The organism is Sphingomonas sp. ASV193 (assembly GCF_040203355.1).
Classification (GTDB): Bacteria; Pseudomonadota; Alphaproteobacteria; order Sphingomonadales; family Sphingomonadaceae; genus Sphingomicrobium.
In genome coordinates this window covers 339601-356807 of sequence record NZ_JBEHBW010000001.1, presented here as the reverse complement: position 1 = coordinate 356807, position 17207 = coordinate 339601, and the positions used below count along the sequence as shown (strand labels likewise).

The following is a 17207-nucleotide window of genomic DNA, read 5'->3' as shown; positions in this document are numbered from 1 at the left end:
TTCAGGGCATCGACGCCAGGGCCGCTGGCACATCGGCAGGGGGAGGCTTAAGGCCCTGCCACTTCCATTCCCAACGGTTCGCCGAGGCGGGCCGACGACAGGAGACGACAAGCATGCGAACCCTCACTTCCGCGACGTTCGGCGCCGCGCTTGCGCTGATTGCCGGGGCGACGGGCGCGTCGGCGGCGCCGGCACCCGCCGCGACCGCGCAGCCGATGGCCTGCAACGGGGCGCTCTCGGCTGGCGCCCGCCCGGCCCTAGCCGATTTCCAGGCCGCGATCGCGACCAAGGACGCGGCCAAGATCGCCACCGCCGACGCCGCCGCGCAGGCGAAGGCCAAGGCGCCGGCCGACATCTGCACGCTCGGCCAGCTCGAGCTGCAGGCGGCGGGCCAGGCCAACGATTTTACCGCCGCTTCGGCCGCGGTCACGCGCGCGCTAGGAAGCGGCGCGGCGAACGGCACCCTGTTCGCGCCCGTCGTCGCGAACATCGGCGCCAACCAGTATAATTCGAAAAACTACGCCGGCGCCTATGCCTCGTTCATGCAGGCCAGCCAGCTCAACCCGAACGACCCCGAGCCACTGGTCTTCGCTGCCGGGGCAAAGGCGAAAATGAACGACTCCGCCGCGGCAATCGCCCTCTACCAACGCGCCTTCGCGCTTCGAGCCAAGGGCGCGACGCTCAAGCAGGAGTGGCTGGCGCAGGCCGTGGCCGATGCCTACCGCGCCAAGTCGCCCGCGGTGGTCCCGCTTACGGTCGACTGGGTGTCGGCCTATCCGACCCCGTCGAACTGGCACGACACGCTCCAGATCTATGCGGGCGCGGCGGGGCTCGACGCGACCGCGCTGATCGACGTCTACCGGCTCGAGCGGGCGACCAAGGGCCTTACCGCGGAGGGCGACTATGCCAATTTCGCCAACCTCCTGCTCGGCAAGGGCTATGCGAACGAGGCCAAGGCGGTGCTCGCCGAGGGTGTTGCTGCGAACCTGGTGAAGCCGACCTCGCCGGTCGTGGTCGAGGCGCGTCAGCGCGCGCCGGGTGAAATCGCCGGGCTGGCGGCGTCGGCGGCGGCGGCGCGGACAGCGGCGAGCGGTCAGGTTGCGCTCAATGTCGGCGAGCGGCTTTACGGGACCGGCGATTATGCCAAGGCGGCCGAACTGTTCCGGATCGCCGCGACCAAGCCGGGCGCGGACAGCGCGACCGCGAACCTGAAGCTCGGCGAGGCGCTGGCCATGTCGGGCGACACTGCCGGGGCGAAGGCGGCGTTCCAGGCGGTCACCGGGCCGAAGGCCGACCTCGCGAAGTTCTGGCTGATCTGGCTCGGCCAGCGCGGCTGAATCTTCTCGCACTAGCGCGATGAACAAGCGGGGCGTCGGCGATGAGCCGGCGCCCTTCTTGATTCCGAGGACACCTATGTTCCATTAAAGGACGGTTAACCGCTTCGCCCTGTCGCCGCCGCGCGTGCGTGGCTCATGTTCCGGCAAGCTTCGTTGGGGGAAGATGTTTGCCGTGCGTTTCGACGACCGCCTGAAAACCGTTCTCGACAGCCCGGTCGCCGATCCGCGCGACCGGGCCGTTCGCTGGCGACAGCTCGTCGACCTGTTGTCGCGGGCGAGGGGAGACAGCGACCCTGAATTGCTCAAACGCGCCATCGATGCGGCGCGCGACGACCGACGCCATGTTCCCGATCCGGTCCGCGCCGCGACCGCGCGCTCGATCGCCGGGCGGCCGCTCGACCCCCAGCTGATCGGACTGTTCGCGTCGGACCGGCTCGAGGTGGCCGCGCCATTGCTCGCGGGGGCGACGCTCGACCGCGCCGCCCGCGCCGAGGTCGATGCCAATGCGAGCGACGAGGTTCGCCGGTTCGTCTTCGCGCTCGACGGCCCGGCGGGGCGCGCGCCCGATGAGGACGCGCTCGAGCTTGTCGAGCCGCTTAAGGACGATGTTTCCGAAACGACGCATCTCGAGGCGACTGGTCCAATCGCGGAGCCGTCGGTGCAAGCCGATCCGCCGAACCCGCAGGGGGCCGAGAGCAGCCGCCGAGCCGTTAATGCGACGCCGGACCTGGAACCCCCGATGCCGGCGGTCGCATCACCCCGCCACGTCGAGCTGGCGATGTTCCGCTGGGAAAGCGACGCGCTTGGCTCGGTCAGCTGGGTCGAGGGCGCGCCCCGCGCGGCGTTGATCGGTCGGGCGATTACCGGCCATCCAGCGGAGGCATTGCTCGACGAGCGATGCCGCGAACTGGTCGCCCGCCGGGCGCCGTTCGCCGAGATGCCGCTGGCCGCGGGCGAACCGTTCGAAGGCGATTGGCGGGTCAGCGGCGCCCCGGCCTTTGCACCCGGCGACGGGCGGTTTATCGGCTATCGCGGGATTGCGCGGCGGATCGATGCGCCGCCGCCGGGGACGGCGCCCGACGCGCGCGGGGGAAGCGAGACGGTCGAGTCGCTACGCGAGACGATTCACGAAATTCGCACGCCGCTGAACGCGATCATGGGGTTCGCCGAGATCATCGACGGCCAGTTGATGGGGCCAGCCCATCGCCGCTATCGTGAGCGCGCCTCGGCGATCCTCGGCGATGCGCGCGAATTGATGCGCGCGGTCGAGGATCTCGACGTCGCCGCTCGCCTGAAATCGGGGCGGCTAGACGCCGGGGCGGGAAGCGATCTTGGCGCGCTGGTCCCCGCCGTGGTCGGCGCGCTGGCGAGCGGCGCGGCGCGGCGCGGCGTGTCTGTCCGCCACCAGGCCGTTAACATCGCGATCCGTTGCCCGCTCTCACCCGAACTTGCCGAGCGGATGCTTACCCGTTTTCTCGGCGCAATGGTCGATGCCGCGATCGACGAGATGCTGTCGCTGACGCTCGCCACCGCGTCGAACCATGCCGAATTGACCGTCACGCGGCCCGCCGGCCTGCGCGAGCTGAGCGAGGACGAGCTGCTTGATCCGGGCGTTCACGCCGCCGCGGGCAATGAGCCGGTCGGGCCGGGATTCTCGCTTAGGCTGGTCAGGGGTCTCGCCAAGATGGTCGGCGGCGACCTGGCCGTCGGGGCCGATCGGTTGGCACTTCGCCTGCCGACGCGCGGCTGAACTGGCGGAGAGAGTGGGATTCGAACCCACGGTGAGCTCGCGCCCACGGCGGTTTTCAAGACCGCTGCCTTAAACCACTCGGCCATCTCTCCTTAATCGCGCCGCGGTTACGCCAGCCGGGTCGATCCGTGCAAGCGGCAGGACGGAAAGTCGTGGCGTTTGTCGGGCGCCTTCCCTAGCCTCGGGAAAGTGGAGGTCGGGATGAAGTGGAGCCGTGTGCTCGGGTATGTGTGCGTCGCCGTCGGGGCCCAGGCTTCTGCGCAATCCTATCCGTCGGCCTATCAATCGACCTATGCGGGCGCTTCCTCGACCGGGTTCGATGGCTACAAGGCGCGCCTGACGCAGCTTGCGCGGTCCGCAGGGGTCGGCGAGGCGACGATCGCCGCGGTGATCCCGGGGCTCGCCTTGAACAGCCGGGTCGTCCAGCTCGATCGCGGCCAGCCGGGGCAGGTCGGCAATCCCAACGCGACTCCGCCCTTCGCGCCCTATCGCCGCGCGCACGTAAGCCAGGACCTGATCGATCGCGGGCGCGCGCTCTATTCGGCGATCTATCCGCAGATGCAGGCGATCTCGGCCGATACCGGGGTCGATCCCGGGGTAATGCTCGCGATCTTCGGGCACGAGACCAGCTATGGCCGGATTACCGGCAGCTTCGACCTGCCGCAGGCGCTGGCGACGCTGGCCTATGACGGCCGGCGGCGCGGCTTCTTCGAGGCCGAGTTCGTCGCCGCGCTCAAGCTGATCGACCGCGGCGTGCCCCGCTACCAGCTCAAGGGCAGCTGGGCGGGCGCCACCGGCTATCCTCAGTTCATGCCCTCGACCATCCTCAGGATCGCGCGCGACGGCGATGGCGACGGACGCGCCAACGTGTGGACCAGCCGCTCGGACGGGCTCGCTTCGATCGGCGCCTATCTCGCCAATGCCGGGTGGAAACGGGGCGTGCACTGGGGAATTGCAGTGTCGGTGCCCGACCGGCTCAACCGCTATGCGATCAAGTCGCGGGTGGTCGCGCCGCGCTGCCCGCAGGTCTATGCGCGCCACAGCCGCTGGCTGACGCTGCGCGAATGGCGCGCGCTCGGTATCGCCCCGCTCTACGGCACTAAGGGAATCCGCGAGGACGAACAGCTCAGCCTGCTCGAGCCCGATGGGCCGGGGGCGACCGCGTACCTGCTGAGCCACAATTACCGGGTCATCCTCGACTACAACTGCTCGAATTTTTACGCGCTGTCAGTCGGATTGCTGGCCGACCTGATCGAGCGGCGCTAGGACGGGCGTTCACCACGATCGGAGTTTCGCTGTTCCCATGACCCGCCTGACGTTGCTTGCCGCCACTGCCGTCCTCGCCCTCACCGCTGTCGCCGCGGCGGCCCCGCCGCCGTTCGAGACGCCGGCGAACGTCGCCTTCCTGATCGACCTCTCGTCGGGCGCGGTGCTCTACGCCAAGAACGCCGACCTCAGGATGCCGCCGGCGTCGATGGCCAAGATGATGACCACCGACGTCGCCTTCGAGCTGATCGACAGCGGCCAGCTTCCGCTGAACAAGATGTGCACGGTGCGTCCCGAGACGTGGCAGAAGTGGCACGGGCCCGCTGCGGGCTCGACCATGTTCCTTTCGCCGAACGAGCAGGTCAGCGTCGAGAACTTGCTCCACGGGATCATTACCCTGTCGGGCAACGACGCGGCGGTGGTGCTGTCCGAATGCATCGCCGGGACCGAGCCTGCCTTCGTCAACCAGATGAACGATTATGCCGCCAAGCTGGGGCTGAAGAATTCGCACTTCGGCACTGCCAACGGCTGGCCCGACGGGGGCGTGACCTATGTCACCGCGCGCGATCTCGCGACGCTGGCCCGAGCCGAGATCGAGCATCATCCCAAGCTCTACAAGCAGTTCTATGGGCAGACGAGCTTCACCTGGGGCAAGACGATGGGCGCGGGCGCGGACATCAAGCAGGACAACCGCAACCCGATCCTCGGCAAGGTCCCGGGCGCGGACGGGCTCAAGACCGGGCATACCGAGGAGGCCGGCTATGGCTTCACCGGCTCGGCCGAGCAGAACGGGCGGCGCCTGATCGAAGTGCTCGCGGGGATGTCGAGCTGGGACATGCGGGTCCAAGAATCGGTCAAGCTGATGCAGTGGGGGTTCAATGCCTGGTCGACCAAGCCGCTGTTCAAGGCGGGGGCGACGGTCGGTTCGGCGCAGGTCCAGATGGGGGGCAGCAGCAGCGTTCCCTTGGTCGCACCGCGCGACCTTGCGCTCACCATTCCCGCCGGCCTGACCTCGAAGCCGACGGCGATGAAGATCCGTTACCAGGGCCCCGTCGCCGCGCCGATCGCCAAGGGCCAGCATATCGCCGACCTGATCGTCACCTCGCCCGACACCGGCGAACAGGTGATGCCGCTGGTGGCGGGCGAGGACGTCGGCAAGGCCGGCTTCTTCGGGCGCGTCTGGGCGGGGCTCAAGTCGCTGTTCGGCATGGCCTGATGCGCCGCGGCCGCTTGATCAGCCTCGAGGGCGGGGAGGGGGTCGGCAAGTCGACCCAGCTCGCCGCGCTTGCCGAGGCGTTGCGCGGTCGCGGGATTTCGGTCGTCGTCACCCGCGAGCCCGGCGGCAGCCAGGGCGCGGAGGCGATCCGCAAGCTGCTCCTCGAAGGCGATGACACCCGCTGGAATCCGCGCGCCGAGGCGTTGCTGTTCGCCGCCGCGCGATCCGACCATATCGAGACGACGATCAAACCCGCGCTCGGGCGTGGCGAATGGGTGCTGTCCGACCGCTTCCTCGATTCGAGCCTCGCGTACCAGGGCGAGGCGGGCGGGCTCGGGATCGACGCGGTGCGCGACCTGCACCGGTTCGGGAGCCTCGACTTCCTGCCCGACCGGACGCTCGTGCTCCAGCTCGCCGAGGACGAGGCGGGCGCGCGGGCGCGGGTCCGCGACGGTCATGCCGGCGACCGCATCGGGTCGCGGCCGCCAAGCTATCACGCCGCGGTCGACGCGGGGTTCCGGGTGCTGGCGGCGCGCGAGCCCGACCGGGTCAGGTTGGTCGATGCCAGCGGGTCGCCGGCGACGGTTACCGCGCGCCTGCTGTATGCGTTGGGCGATCTGATCGGATGATCGTCGGTCACGACAGGGCGATCGACTCGTGGCTCGCCGCGTGGGCGTCGCGGCGGATGCACCATGCGTGGCTGGTCGCCGGGCCGCGCGGGGTCGGCAAGGCGAGCTTCGCCCGGGCCGCGGCGCTCCGTGTGCTGGCCGAGGCGGCGGGCCCGAGGCCGATCATGCCGGGGATCGAGGTAGAGGCCGACCACCCGACCGCGCGACTTGTCGCGGCGGGGAGCCATCCCGACTATCGCCAGCTTGAGCGGCTCGAACGCGATCGCGGCGGGCTGGCGCGCAATATCAGCGTCGACCAGGTGCGCGGGCTCGGCGAGATGCTCAGCGTGACCCCGTCGATGTCGCCGTGGCGCGCGATCCTGATCGATTCGATCGACGATCTCGAGGCGTCGGCGGCGAACGCGCTGCTCAAAATGCTCGAGGAGCCGCCGGCCAACACATTGTTCCTGCTCGTGAGCCATGCGCCCGGCCGATTGCTGCCTACGATCCGCTCGCGATGTCGCCGGCTCGACCTCGACCCGCTTGCGGACAACGCCATGACGTCATTGCTAAACCGCTGGTTTCCCGACGAAAAGCCAGACCGGGTAAGCGCGCTCGTCACGCTTTCGGGCGGAAGTCCGGGGCGCGCGCTGGAAGCGGCGAACCTCGATCTCGGCCCGCTCGAGGCGGCGGCGCGAGCGATCATGAGCGATGGCGACCCGACCAACTCGCGCCGATCGAAGCTCGCGTCGGAGCTCGGGGCGAAAGCCGCCGCCGACCGTTATGCCGCCTTCCTGGCGATGGTCCCCGCGCTGCTCGCGCGGGAAGCGCGGCAGACGGGCGGGCGGCGGCGTCAGCGCGCGCTTGACGCCTATGCCAAGGCGCGCGAGACGGCGGCTATCGCGCCGCGGCTGTCGCTCGACCCGGCATTTACCGTGTTCCAGCTCGGCGGACTGCTCGCCTCGCTGTCGCCGAACGGGTAAGGGGAGGCGGCCCTCGCCGCGCGCTAGTGTCAGGCCCGCTTTGGACACGCGACGCGCTTCCATCGCGAACGATCAGGCTCTAGGGCGAAGCCGATGCCCGACCCCTATTATATCTCGACCGCGATCAGCTACCCCAACGGCGAACCGCACATCGGCCATGCCTACGAAGCGATCGCCGCCGACGTGATGGCGCGTTTCCGCCGCGCGCAGGGTCGCGAAGTCTTCTTCCTGACCGGCACCGACGAACATGGGCTGAAAATGGCGCAGGCGGCGCGCGCCCGGGGGCTCGAGCCGAAGCAGCTTGCCGATGAAATGTCAGGCAAGTTCAAGGCGATGTGCGACCGGCTTGATGTGTCGTACGACCGTTTCATTCGCACCACCGATCCCGATCATTACGCCGCCTCGGCCGCCATCTGGCGGGCGATGGAGGCGAGGGGCGACCTCTACCTCGACCGCTACGAGGGCTGGTACTCGGTGCGCGACGAGGCCTATTACGACGAGGACGAGCTGGTCGTCGGCGAGGACGGGGCGAAACGCTCGCCGCAAGGAACACCGGTCGAATGGACGGTCGAGGAAAGCTGGTTCTTCCGCCTGTCGGCGTACCAGCAGCCGCTGCTCGACCATTATGCCGCCAACCCTGGCTTCATCCAGCCCGAGAGCCGTCGGAACGAGGTGCTCCGCTTCGTCGAAGGCGGGCTGAAGGATCTCAGCGTCTCGCGCACCAGCTTCGACTGGGGCATCCCGGTGCCGGGCAGCGACAATCACGTGATGTACGTCTGGCTCGACGCGCTGACCAATTACCTTACCGGGGTGGGATATCCCGGCGGCGGGGCGCTGTACGAGAAATATTGGCCGGCGGACTGTCACCTGATCGGCAAGGACGTGGTGCGATTCCACGCGGTCTACTGGCCGGCCTTCCTGATGTCTGCGGACCTTGCCTTGCCCAAGATGGTCTACGGTCATGGCCACCTGCTCGCGCGCGGCGGCGAGAAAATGTCGAAGAGCCTCGGCAATACCGTCGCACCGCTGGCGATGGCCGAACGCTACGGGGTCGACGCGCTCCGCTATTATTTGCTCCGCGAAGTGACCTTCGGGCAGGACGGCGGGGTCGGCGAGGAGTCGCTCGTGACGCGGTGCAACGCCGAGCTGGCGAACAGCTTCGGCAATCTCGCGCAGCGAAGCCTGTCGATGGTTCTCAAGAATCTGGACGGCATTCTTCCGCCGCCGGGTGAAGCCGATGCCGACCGGGCGCTCCTTGCGGAGGTCGACCGCGGCTGTGCCGGGCTGGCCGAGGAATTCGATCGTTTCGCCTTCGCGGCCGGGATCGACGTGTGGATGCGCGCCGTGTTCGCGGCGAACGCCTATGTCGACGAGCAGGCGCCGTGGGCGCTGAAGAAGACCGACCCGGCGCGGATGGCGGCGGTGCTCGGCACGCTCGTCGAGGCGGTGCGTCGGCTGGCGAAGGCGATCCAGCCTGTCGTGCCGGCATCGGCCGAGCGCCTGCTGGGGTTCATCGCCGAGGGCGACGGCGACCAGGCGATTGCGCAACCGACCCCGATCTTCCCGCGGCTCGAGATCGCGGTCGAGGACGCTGCCTGATGTTGATCGACAGCCACTGCCACCTCAATTACGAGGGGCTGGCCGAACGCCGCGACGAGGTGCTGTCGGCCGCACGGGCGCGCGGGATCGGCGGATTCCTCAACATCTCGACCCGGCAAAAGGAATGGCATGACGTCATTTCGGTCGCCGAGATCGAACCCGACGTGTGGGCCACCGTGGGCGTGCATCCGCACGAGGCCGATGCGCACCCCGATCTCGGCGCCGCGGCGCTGGTCGAGGCGGCGGCGCATCCGCGCGTCATCGCGATCGGCGAGTGCGGACTCGACTATTATTACGACAAGTCGGACCGGGCCGCGCAGCGCGAGCGATTCCAGGCGCATATCGATGCCGCGCGCGACACCGGGCTGCCGCTGGTCGTCCACACCCGCGATGCCGAGGACGATACCGCCGAGATGATCGTCCGCGAAGTGGGGAAGGGCGGGGTGAGGGGGGTGCTCCACTGCTTCACCGGCTCGCAGGCGCTCGCCGACGTCGCCCTCGAACAGGGTTTCTACATCTCGCTGTCGGGGATCGTGACCTTCAAGAATGCCGCCGACCTTCAGGCGACCGCGAAGACCGTTCCCGCCGACCGGCTGCTGGTCGAAACCGATTCGCCGTTTCTCGCGCCCGTGCCGCATCGGGGCAAGAAGTGCGAACCGGCGTTCGTCGCCGACACTGCCGCGTTCGTCGCCGCCCTGCGCGGGATCGCTCTTGAAGAGTTGGCGCGAAGCACGACGGACAACTTCTTCACCTTGTTCGATAAAGCGAGCGCGTGAAGTTTCGAATCCTCGGCTGCGGGACCTCGTCCGGCGTGCCGCGGATCGGTCCCGACTGGGGCGCGTGCGACCCTGGCGAGACACGAAATCGGCGACTCCGCGCGTCGATGCTGGCCGAAAGCCACGGCGAGACCCTGCTGATCGATTGCGGGCCCGACCTGCGCGAACAGATGATCGCCGCCCGGCGCGACCGGGTCGACCGGGTGATCGTCACCCATGACCATGCCGATCATTGCCACGGGATCGACGATCTGCGGCAGGTCGCCCATGCGCTCGGGCATCCGGTGCCGCTGATGGCGCGGCAGGAGACGATCGACGGGCTGACCACCCGGTTCGGCTACGCCTTTTCGGGGACGCCGCCGGTCTATCCCGCGGTGCTTGAAGCGATCGTCGTTCCGGAGCAGTTTGCGCTCGGCGAGGCGACGCTGCGGTTCGTCGACCAGCCGCATGGGGGGATAACGTCGCTCGGCATCCGGTTCGACGAGGACGGACGCTCGGCGGTCTATGCTATCGATTTCCACGACTTAACCGAGGAAATGGCAACGCTCTACCAAGGCACGGATATCTGGATCTGCGACTGCCTGCGTCGTCGACCGCACCCGACCCATGCGCACCTAGACGCAGTGATCGGTTGGGCGCGCGAACTCAGCGTCGGTTCACTGGTCCTGACCCATCTCGACAACAGCATGGATTATGCGACGCTGTGCGCCGAATTCCCCGACTGGGCGGTGCCGGCGCACGACGGGCTGGAGATCGGCTGGTGACCAACGACGTGATGCTCGGAAGTCTCTATCTGCTGATGGCAGCGATGCTCGTGCTCGGTTCGCTGATGAGCCGGCGCGAGCCGTTCGCCCGCTTGCTCAAGATGGCGCTCGCGTGGATCGTCATCTTCGGCGCGGGGTTCGTGCTCTTTTCGTTCCGCGACAATCTCGCCTACGTCGGCGCGCGGTTGAAGGCCGAGGCGACTGGAGCGCCGATCGTCACGTCCGCCGGGCACGAAGTGCGGGTCCCGATGTCGATCGACGGCCATTTCTGGGTCAACGGACTGGTCAACGGTCATCCGGTCAAGTTCCTCATCGACAGCGGCGCGACGATGACGACGATCGACCGGTCGGTCGCGAACGAGGCCGGGGTCGCCGTGTCGCGCCAGCGCGACCAGCTGGTGAAGACCGGCAACGGCGTGATCCGCGTCGCGACCGGCCAGGCCGATACGCTTCGCATCGCGTCGATCGAGCGTGCCGATGTCGGGCTGCATGTCGCTGACGGCGACGACATGAATGTGCTCGGGATGAATTTCCTGTCGTCGCTCGACAGCTGGACGGTCGAGGGGCGATGGCTGGTCATGCGCAGCTGACACATAGCCAATATTTACATAATACATATTATCAGATTGGCGGGTGAGGAGGTTTATGGCGGATTTCGAAGCTTCTCCGAGCGATGACGAGCGCAACGCGAGATCGCTCGCCCGGCTTGTCGCGATCATGCGGCGGCTGCGCGATCCGGTCACCGGCTGCGAATGGGACAGCGTGCAAAACTTCGCCACCATCGCGCCCTACACGATCGAAGAAGCCTATGAGGTCGCCGACGCGATCCAGCGCGGCGATCTCGACGACCTGCGCGATGAACTCGGCGATCTCCAGCTCCAGGTCGTATTCCACGCGGTCATGGCCGAGGAAGCCGGTCATTTCACGCTCGCCGACACGTTCGACGCCATCTCGAACAAGCTTGAGCGGCGCCACCCGCACATCTTCGGCGAAGCCAAGGACGGCGGGCATCATCTCTGGGAGCAGATCAAGGCCGAGGAGCGCGCCAAGAACCCCGACCGCAGCGCGCTCGCCGGGGTCGCGCTGGCGCTGCCCGCGCTCGAACGCGCCGCCAAGCTGCAGAAGCGCGCGGCCCGGACGGGCTTCGACTGGCCGACGATCGACGGACCGCGCGACAAGATCCGCGAGGAACTCGACGAGATTGCCGCTGCGCCGCCCGAGGAGCTGGAGGAAGAAGTCGGCGACCTGCTGTTCGCCGTGGTCAACTTCGCACGGTTTCTCAAGGTCGATCCCGAAGAGGCGCTGCGCAGGGCGAATGCGAAGTTCGAGCGGCGCTTTCGCGCGATCGAGGAGGAACCCGGTTTCGTCGATCTCGTCCTCGATGCCAAGGAAGCCTTGTGGCAGCGCGTCAAGCGAAGCGAGCGTCAGAGCGCCTCGTAGCGCGCCCAATTCTCGGGGCTGAGCCGCACCGCGAGATCGATATTCGCGCCGTCGACCTGCTGGCGAAGGACCTGCCCGCGGGCATGCAGCCAGGCGAGCTTGCCCCCCTCCTCCGCCGCGATGGTCAGTTGGCGAACCTCGGCGCCCGCCTGGAGCCGCGTTCCGACCGTTTCGCGCAAGGCGTCGAGACCCCAGCCCTCGAGCGCGGAGATGGCGATGACGTCGTCGCGGCGCGCCGCTTCGGCCTCGACTGCCGCGCGGTCGGCGGCTTCGAGCCGGTCGATCTTGTTCCAGACCTCGAGGCGCGGCGGGCTGCCAGGCTCGTCGAGACCGAGGCTGGTCAGAACCGCCGCCACGTCGGCCGCCTGCGCGTCGCTGTCGGGGTGCGACAGGTCGCGGACGTGGAGGATGAGATCGGCCGACTGCACTTCTTCCAGCGTCGCGCGGAAGGCGGCGATCAGCTCGGTCGGCAAGGCCGAGACGAAGCCGACCGTGTCGCTGAGGATCGCCTTGTCGAACCCGGGGATCTTCACTTCGCGCATCGTCGGATCGAGCGTCGCGAAGAGCAGGTTCTCGGCCATCACCGACGCGCGCGTCAGGCGGTTGAACAGCGTCGACTTGCCGGCATTCGTATAGCCGACGAGCGCGATCACCGGCCATGGGGCTTTCTGGCGCCGCCCGCGGTGAAGCCCGCGAGTGCGCGTCACCTGGTCGAGTTCGCGGCGGATCCGCGCCATCCGGTCGCGGATCATCCGACGGTCGGCCTCGATCTGGGTTTCGCCCGGGCCGCCGAGGAAGCCGAATCCGCCGCGCTGCCGTTCGAGGTGGGTCCACGACCGCACCAGCCGCCCCGCTTGGTAGTCGAGGTGCGCGAGTTCGACCTGCAGCCGGCCCTCGGCGGTCGCCGCTCGTTCGCCGAAAATCTCGAGGATCAGCCCGGTCCGGTCGATCACCTTGCACTTGGTGACGTCCTCGAGCGACTTCTGCTGGACCGGGGTCAGGGCCGCGTCGACGACCACCAGCCCCGCCTTCGCGCCCTCGGCAAGCTCGCCGATCTCCTCCGCCTGCCCCTTGCCGAACAAGGTCGCCGGGCGGATCTGGCGGACTCGAAAGGCGCGGCGCGCGACGACGTCGAGCCCGATCGCCTCGGCCAGCCCTGCAGCCTCGTCGAGACGGGCATCGGCCGAGCGTAGGCTAGCGTCGCCGTCGAGCGCTGGAAGCACGACCAGCGCCCGTTCGCCGCGCGCAATCCCGTCCTCTTCCTGGCGATTGAACAGGCTCAGCCGCCGACCTCCGTGGTACCGCCATCCTGGGCGGCGTCATCGGCCTGCCCGAGGTCGAGCGGTTGGCCCGGCTGCATGGTCGACACCGCATGCTTGTAAACCAGTTGCCCCTGCGGCCCGCGGGTCAGCAGCAGCACGAACTGGTCGTGCGCGGCGACGGTACCCTGGAGCATCACGCCGTTGACGAGAAAGATCGTCATCGGCTCGGCCTGCGCCTCGGCAGCGGCGAGGAAACGGTCCTGGAGCGACGGCCGGACCTTGGGCGCCGGCCCCTCGGGCGGAGGCGGCGGCAGCGCGGGCGGCATGATCGTCGAGATGCTATGCTTGAAGATCAGCTGCGAGGTCCCCTCGCGCCTAAGGAGCAGGGAAAAGGTATCGAACCAGGTGATGACCCCCTGGAGCTTCACGCCCTTGACCAGGAAGACCGTCACCGGCACCTTGGCCTTGCGGCATTCGTTCAGGAAATGATCCTGCAAAGACGGCGCTTTATCAGCCATTGTTGTAACTATTCCTCATCGTCTTTCTTGTCGCCGAGCCCGAGCGCCTTGAGCTTGCGGTGAAGCGCCGAGCGCTCCATGCCGATGAACGAGGCGGTCCGCGAAATGTTGCCCGAGAAGCGGCGGATCTGGATCTGCAGATATTCGCGCTCGAAGCTCTCGCGCGCCTCGCGCAGCGGCGATCCCATTATCGACATCGACGTGCTCGACACCCCGACCGTCCCTGGATTGTCGAGCACCTCTCCCGGCAGCAGGTCGGTCTCGATGCACTCGACACGGTCGCCGGGCGCGAGGATCAGCGTGCGCTCGATGATGTTGCGAAGCTGGCGGACATTGCCCGGCCAGTCGTGCGCCTGGAGCGCGGCCATCGCGTCCTTCGATAGCGACGGGGTCGGCATCCGGCGGTCGGCGGCGTAGCGCGCGAGGAACTGGTTGACGAGTTCCGGAATGTCCTCTCGGCGTTCGCGAAGCGCGGGAATTCGAACCGGCACGACGTTGATTCGATAGAATAAATCCTCGCGGAAGCGCCCGGCGGCGATTTCCTCCTGAAGGTTGCGCGAGGTCGACGACAGCACACGAACGTCGACCTTGATCGGCCGCTGCCCGCCGACCCGCGAATAGCTCTGGTCGGTCAATACCCGGAGGATCTTCCCCTGCGTCGTCAGCGGCATGTCGGCGATCTCGTCGAGGAACAATGTGCCGCCATGCGCCTGCTCGAGCAGGCCCGAACGGGTCTGGCCCCCCTCCTCCGAGCCGAACAGCGCTTCTTCGACGCGGTCGGGCTCCATCATCGCGGCGGCAAGGACGATGAACGGCGCCCCCGCGCGCGGGCTCCAGTTATGGATCATCCGCGCGGCGATTTCCTTGCCGACGCCCGCCGGCCCGGTAATCAGCACCCGGCTCCCGGTCGGCGCGACCCGCTTTAGGGTGGCGCGAACGGTGTTGATCGCGACCGAATTGCCCGAAAGCATGTCGTCGCCGCCGATCTGCTGCTTGAGCTCGGCATTCTCGCGCCGCAGTCGGTCAGTCTCGGTGGCACGCGCCACCAGGTGCAGCAGCTTGTCGGCCTTGAACGGCTTTTCGATGAAATCCATCGCCCCTTCGCGGATCGCGGCGACCGCGGTGTCGAGGTTGCCGTGGCCCGAGATCATGATCACCGGCAGCGTCGGATCGCGCTGCTTGACCTGTTCGAGCATCTGCAGCCCGTCGAGCCGCGACCCCTGAAGCCAGACGTCGAGCAGGACGAGGCTCGGCCGCCGGTCCTCGATCGCGTCGAGCGCGGTGGTGCTGTCGGCGGCGGTCCGCACCGCATAGCCCTCGTCCTCGAGCACGCCCGAGACCAGCTCGCGGATGTCGGCCTCGTCGTCGACCACCAGCACTTCCAACGCCATCAGTCCTGCTCCTCGTCGTCGAACCTGTCGCCATCTGCCGGGCCGTTCTCGCCGAGCCGGGCAAGCCCGTCGGCATCGAACGCGATCCGCACATGGGTGCCGCCGTGGCGGCGGTCGAGGAAGGCGATCTCGCCCAGATGCTCCTCGACGATCTTCTTGACGATCGCGAGCCCGAGCCCGGTCCCACGTACCCGCGTCGTCATATAGGGCTCGGTCAGCCGCTCGCGATCCTCGGGCAGACCGACCCCGGTGTCGAGCACGTCGATCACGATCTGCCCGTCGGCCTGGCGAATCTGGACGTCGACCCGGTCGCCGTCGAGCGAATGGTCGCCGCGGTTGCGCCGCGCCTCGATCGCCTCGACCGCGTTCTTGACCACGTTGGTCAGCGCCTGGCTGAGCTGGCGGCGGTCGCCGACCATCATGATCGGCCCCTGCGCGGGCTCGATCGAGAAGGAGATGCCCGGATGCGCGACCTCGTGGAGGAACAGCGCGGCGCGGGCGATCTCATGGAGATTTTCCTCGCGGAAGACCGGCTTCGGCATCCGCGCGAAGTTGGAGAATTCGTCGACCATCCGGCGCAGGTCGCCGACCTGGCGGACGATCGTCTCGGTCAGCCGCGCGAACGTCTCGGGGTCGGCCTGGATTTCGCTCCCGTAGCGCCGCTGCAGCCGCTCGGCGGCGAGCTGGATCGGGGTCAGCGGATTCTTGATCTCGTGCGCGATCCGCCGCGCGATGTCGGACCAGGCGGCGCGACGCTGGTCGGTCAGCTGGTCGGTGATGTCGTCGAAGGTCATCACCCCGCCGTCGGCGTAGCGCATCCGCTTGACCGCCAGCGTCCGCTGCCCGCCCTCGGCCGCCACCGCGACGGTCGCCTCGCGCGCGTCGCCCGCCCAGAATTCGCTGAATTCGGGCGAAATGTCGGCGAGCCCCCTGCCCTCCAGCTCCTCGGTTTCGCGATTGAGCAGCAATTCGGCCGAACGGTTGACGAGCAGCACGTTGCCGGCGGTGTCGAGCGCGATCACCCCGGCGGTGACCGAGGACAGGACGGCCTCCATGAACGCCCGCCGGGTCTCGAGCTGGGCATTGGCGGCGATCAGCGCGCCGGTCTGTTCCTGCAGCCGCCCGGTCATCCGGTTGAATGCGGTGCCGAGCATCGCGATCTCGTCGGCCGGCGGCGACACGCTAACACGAGCGGTAAGGTCGCCTTCTTCGATGCGCCCCGCGGCGTTGACCAGTTCGCCGACCGGTCGAAGCAGGCGGTCGGCGAGCTGGAGCGCGATGAAGATCGCCACCCCGACGATCAGAATCGAGCCGATCAGGAGCCAGAGGTTGAATTTCAGCTGGTTCGATTGCGACCGCTTGATGAGTCCCTGATAGTCGGCGAGCACCGCGTTGCCGCGCTGAATCTGCTGCTGGAACTCGGGGTCGAGCCGGCGACTGGCGTAAAGATAGGTATTCGGCCCGAAATCGAGCCGGGTCAGGGCGCCGACTCGGTCGCTCGAGGTGATCGGCACGCTCTTGGCATCGGCGATTGCCGCGACTTTGTCTGGGGTGATCGACCGATCGAGCGGGCGATCGTAAGGATTGACGATCGCGAGGGTCCGAATCTGCCCGGTGCCGTCGACCGTCACGATCGCGGCCTCGCTGAGGTTGCGGTAAAGGACTTGGCGGCCGAACACCTCGACGAACTTGGGATCGTCGATCGTCCAGATTTTCAGCGCCTTGGAGAGGTCGCCGCTCATCGTGACGGTCTCGTTCGACACGCGCTCGACCTCGCGGTCGTAGGCGCTGCGTGCGAGCACGACAGTGTTCTCGAGCATCGTGCGTGCGCGGTCGGAGAACCAGAATTGCAATCCCGCCTGGAACAACAGCGACGAAAAGATCGCGACGAGCACGGTCGGGACTGCCGCGATCACCGAAAACAGCGCGACGAGCCGGGTGTGAAGCCGCCCCGTCCCCAGATTGCCGCGCTCCGCCCGACCCAGCGCGATCCGGCGCGACAGCAGGACCATCAGGACGATTGCGGGGACGAGGTTTGCGATCAGCAGCGCCGCGATCATCACCGGCGACAGCAGCGTTCCAGGGGCTGCATCTCGGCGCAGAACGATCACGCTGAACGCGACGATCGCGCCGAGGAGGATCGCGCAGCCCCAGGTGACCGCGCGGAAGCTCTTCTCGTCGGCGCTCGCGCGCTCGATCCAGTCGCTCAACCCGAGCCGGGGGCTGGTCGCGAGGTCAGAATCGGTTGTGCGAGCATCCATTCGCACCGCCCCTAGCACGGTCGCGTTGCATAAAAA

General features: G+C 67.9%; 15 protein-coding genes and 1 tRNA gene. 11 read left to right on the top strand and 5 right to left on the bottom strand.

Going from position 1 to position 17207, the window contains the following annotated elements:
• Positions 1–113 precede the first annotated feature (113 nt).
• Both ABDK56_RS01935 and ABDK56_RS01930 read left to right on the top strand, forming a co-directional pair.
• The gene (locus tag ABDK56_RS01935) at positions 114–1337 is read left to right on the top strand and encodes a hypothetical protein (RefSeq protein ID WP_349806377.1); all 1224 of its coding nucleotides are present in this window, start codon (positions 114–116) and stop codon (positions 1335–1337) included.
• A 172-nt stretch (positions 1338–1509) separates the two neighbouring features.
• Positions 1510–3087, top strand: coding sequence for a sensor histidine kinase (locus ABDK56_RS01930; RefSeq protein WP_349806376.1), 1578 nt, complete (start codon positions 1510–1512; stop codon positions 3085–3087).
• 2 nt (positions 3088–3089) lie between these two features.
• Here the strand turns inward: ABDK56_RS01930 and ABDK56_RS01925 are convergent.
• Positions 3090–3179 (bottom strand) — tRNA-Ser (locus ABDK56_RS01925).
• Between the two features lie 109 nt (positions 3180–3288).
• Here ABDK56_RS01925 and ABDK56_RS01920 point away from each other — a divergent pair.
• From ABDK56_RS01920 to mazG, 9 genes are all read left to right on the top strand, one after another.
• Positions 3289–4353 (top strand): lytic murein transglycosylase, encoded by a 1065-nt coding sequence (locus ABDK56_RS01920; protein WP_349806375.1) that lies wholly within the window; start codon positions 3289–3291, stop codon positions 4351–4353.
• A gap of 37 nt (positions 4354–4390) precedes the next feature.
• Positions 4391–5569, top strand: a complete 1179-nt coding sequence (locus ABDK56_RS01915) for a D-alanyl-D-alanine carboxypeptidase family protein (protein WP_349806374.1) — start codon at positions 4391–4393, stop codon at positions 5567–5569.
• Positions 5569–6198 carry a dTMP kinase gene (tmk, locus tag ABDK56_RS01910; RefSeq protein WP_349806373.1) on the top strand — a complete coding sequence of 210 codons (630 nt, stop codon included), beginning with the start codon at positions 5569–5571 and terminating at the stop codon, positions 6196–6198. Before ABDK56_RS01915 ends, tmk begins: the two co-directional genes overlap by 1 nt.
• Complete coding sequence (locus ABDK56_RS01905) at positions 6195–7160, top strand: DNA polymerase III subunit delta' (RefSeq protein ID WP_349806372.1); 966 nt, start codon at positions 6195–6197, stop codon at positions 7158–7160. The genes tmk and ABDK56_RS01905 overlap by 4 nt, the downstream gene beginning before the upstream one ends.
• A gap of 93 nt (positions 7161–7253) precedes the next feature.
• Positions 7254–8759, top strand: a complete 1506-nt coding sequence (metG, locus tag ABDK56_RS01900; RefSeq protein ID WP_349806371.1) for a methionine--tRNA ligase — start codon at positions 7254–7256, stop codon at positions 8757–8759.
• Complete coding sequence (locus ABDK56_RS01895; RefSeq protein WP_349806370.1) at positions 8759–9535, top strand: TatD family hydrolase; 777 nt, start codon at positions 8759–8761, stop codon at positions 9533–9535. The genes metG and ABDK56_RS01895 overlap by 1 nt, the downstream gene beginning before the upstream one ends.
• Positions 9532–10299, top strand: a complete 768-nt coding sequence (locus ABDK56_RS01890) for an MBL fold metallo-hydrolase (RefSeq protein ID WP_349806369.1) — start codon at positions 9532–9534, stop codon at positions 10297–10299. The genes ABDK56_RS01895 and ABDK56_RS01890 overlap by 4 nt, the downstream gene beginning before the upstream one ends.
• Positions 10296–10889 carry a retropepsin-like aspartic protease family protein gene (locus ABDK56_RS01885; protein ID WP_349806368.1) on the top strand — a complete coding sequence of 198 codons (594 nt, stop codon included), beginning with the start codon at positions 10296–10298 and terminating at the stop codon, positions 10887–10889. The genes ABDK56_RS01890 and ABDK56_RS01885 overlap by 4 nt, the downstream gene beginning before the upstream one ends.
• 55 nt (positions 10890–10944) lie before the next feature.
• The gene (gene mazG / locus ABDK56_RS01880) at positions 10945–11739 is read left to right on the top strand and encodes a nucleoside triphosphate pyrophosphohydrolase (RefSeq protein ID WP_349806367.1); all 795 of its coding nucleotides are present in this window, start codon (positions 10945–10947) and stop codon (positions 11737–11739) included.
• Here mazG and hflX read toward each other — a convergent pair.
• Genes hflX through ABDK56_RS01860 form a run of 4 tightly spaced genes read right to left on the bottom strand, consistent with a single transcriptional unit; the run spans position 11724 to position 17171 of the window.
• Positions 11724–13022: a GTPase HflX gene (hflX, locus tag ABDK56_RS01875; RefSeq protein ID WP_349806807.1), complete on the bottom strand. Its 1299-nt coding sequence runs from the start codon at positions 13020–13022 to the stop codon at positions 11724–11726. The genes mazG and hflX overlap by 16 nt on opposite strands.
• Positions 13019–13519 carry an RNA chaperone Hfq gene (gene hfq / locus ABDK56_RS01870; RefSeq protein WP_349806366.1) on the bottom strand — a complete coding sequence of 167 codons (501 nt, stop codon included), beginning with the start codon at positions 13517–13519 and terminating at the stop codon, positions 13019–13021. The genes hflX and hfq overlap by 4 nt, the downstream gene beginning before the upstream one ends.
• A gap of 8 nt (positions 13520–13527) precedes the next feature.
• A complete protein-coding gene (ntrX, locus tag ABDK56_RS01865) occupies positions 13528–14910 on the bottom strand; it encodes a nitrogen assimilation response regulator NtrX (RefSeq protein WP_349806365.1) in 1383 nt (460 codons plus the stop codon).
• Complete coding sequence (locus ABDK56_RS01860; RefSeq protein WP_349806364.1) at positions 14910–17171, bottom strand: sensor histidine kinase; 2262 nt, start codon at positions 17169–17171, stop codon at positions 14910–14912. Before ABDK56_RS01860 ends, ntrX begins: the two co-directional genes overlap by 1 nt.
• Positions 17172–17207 lie beyond the last annotated feature (36 nt).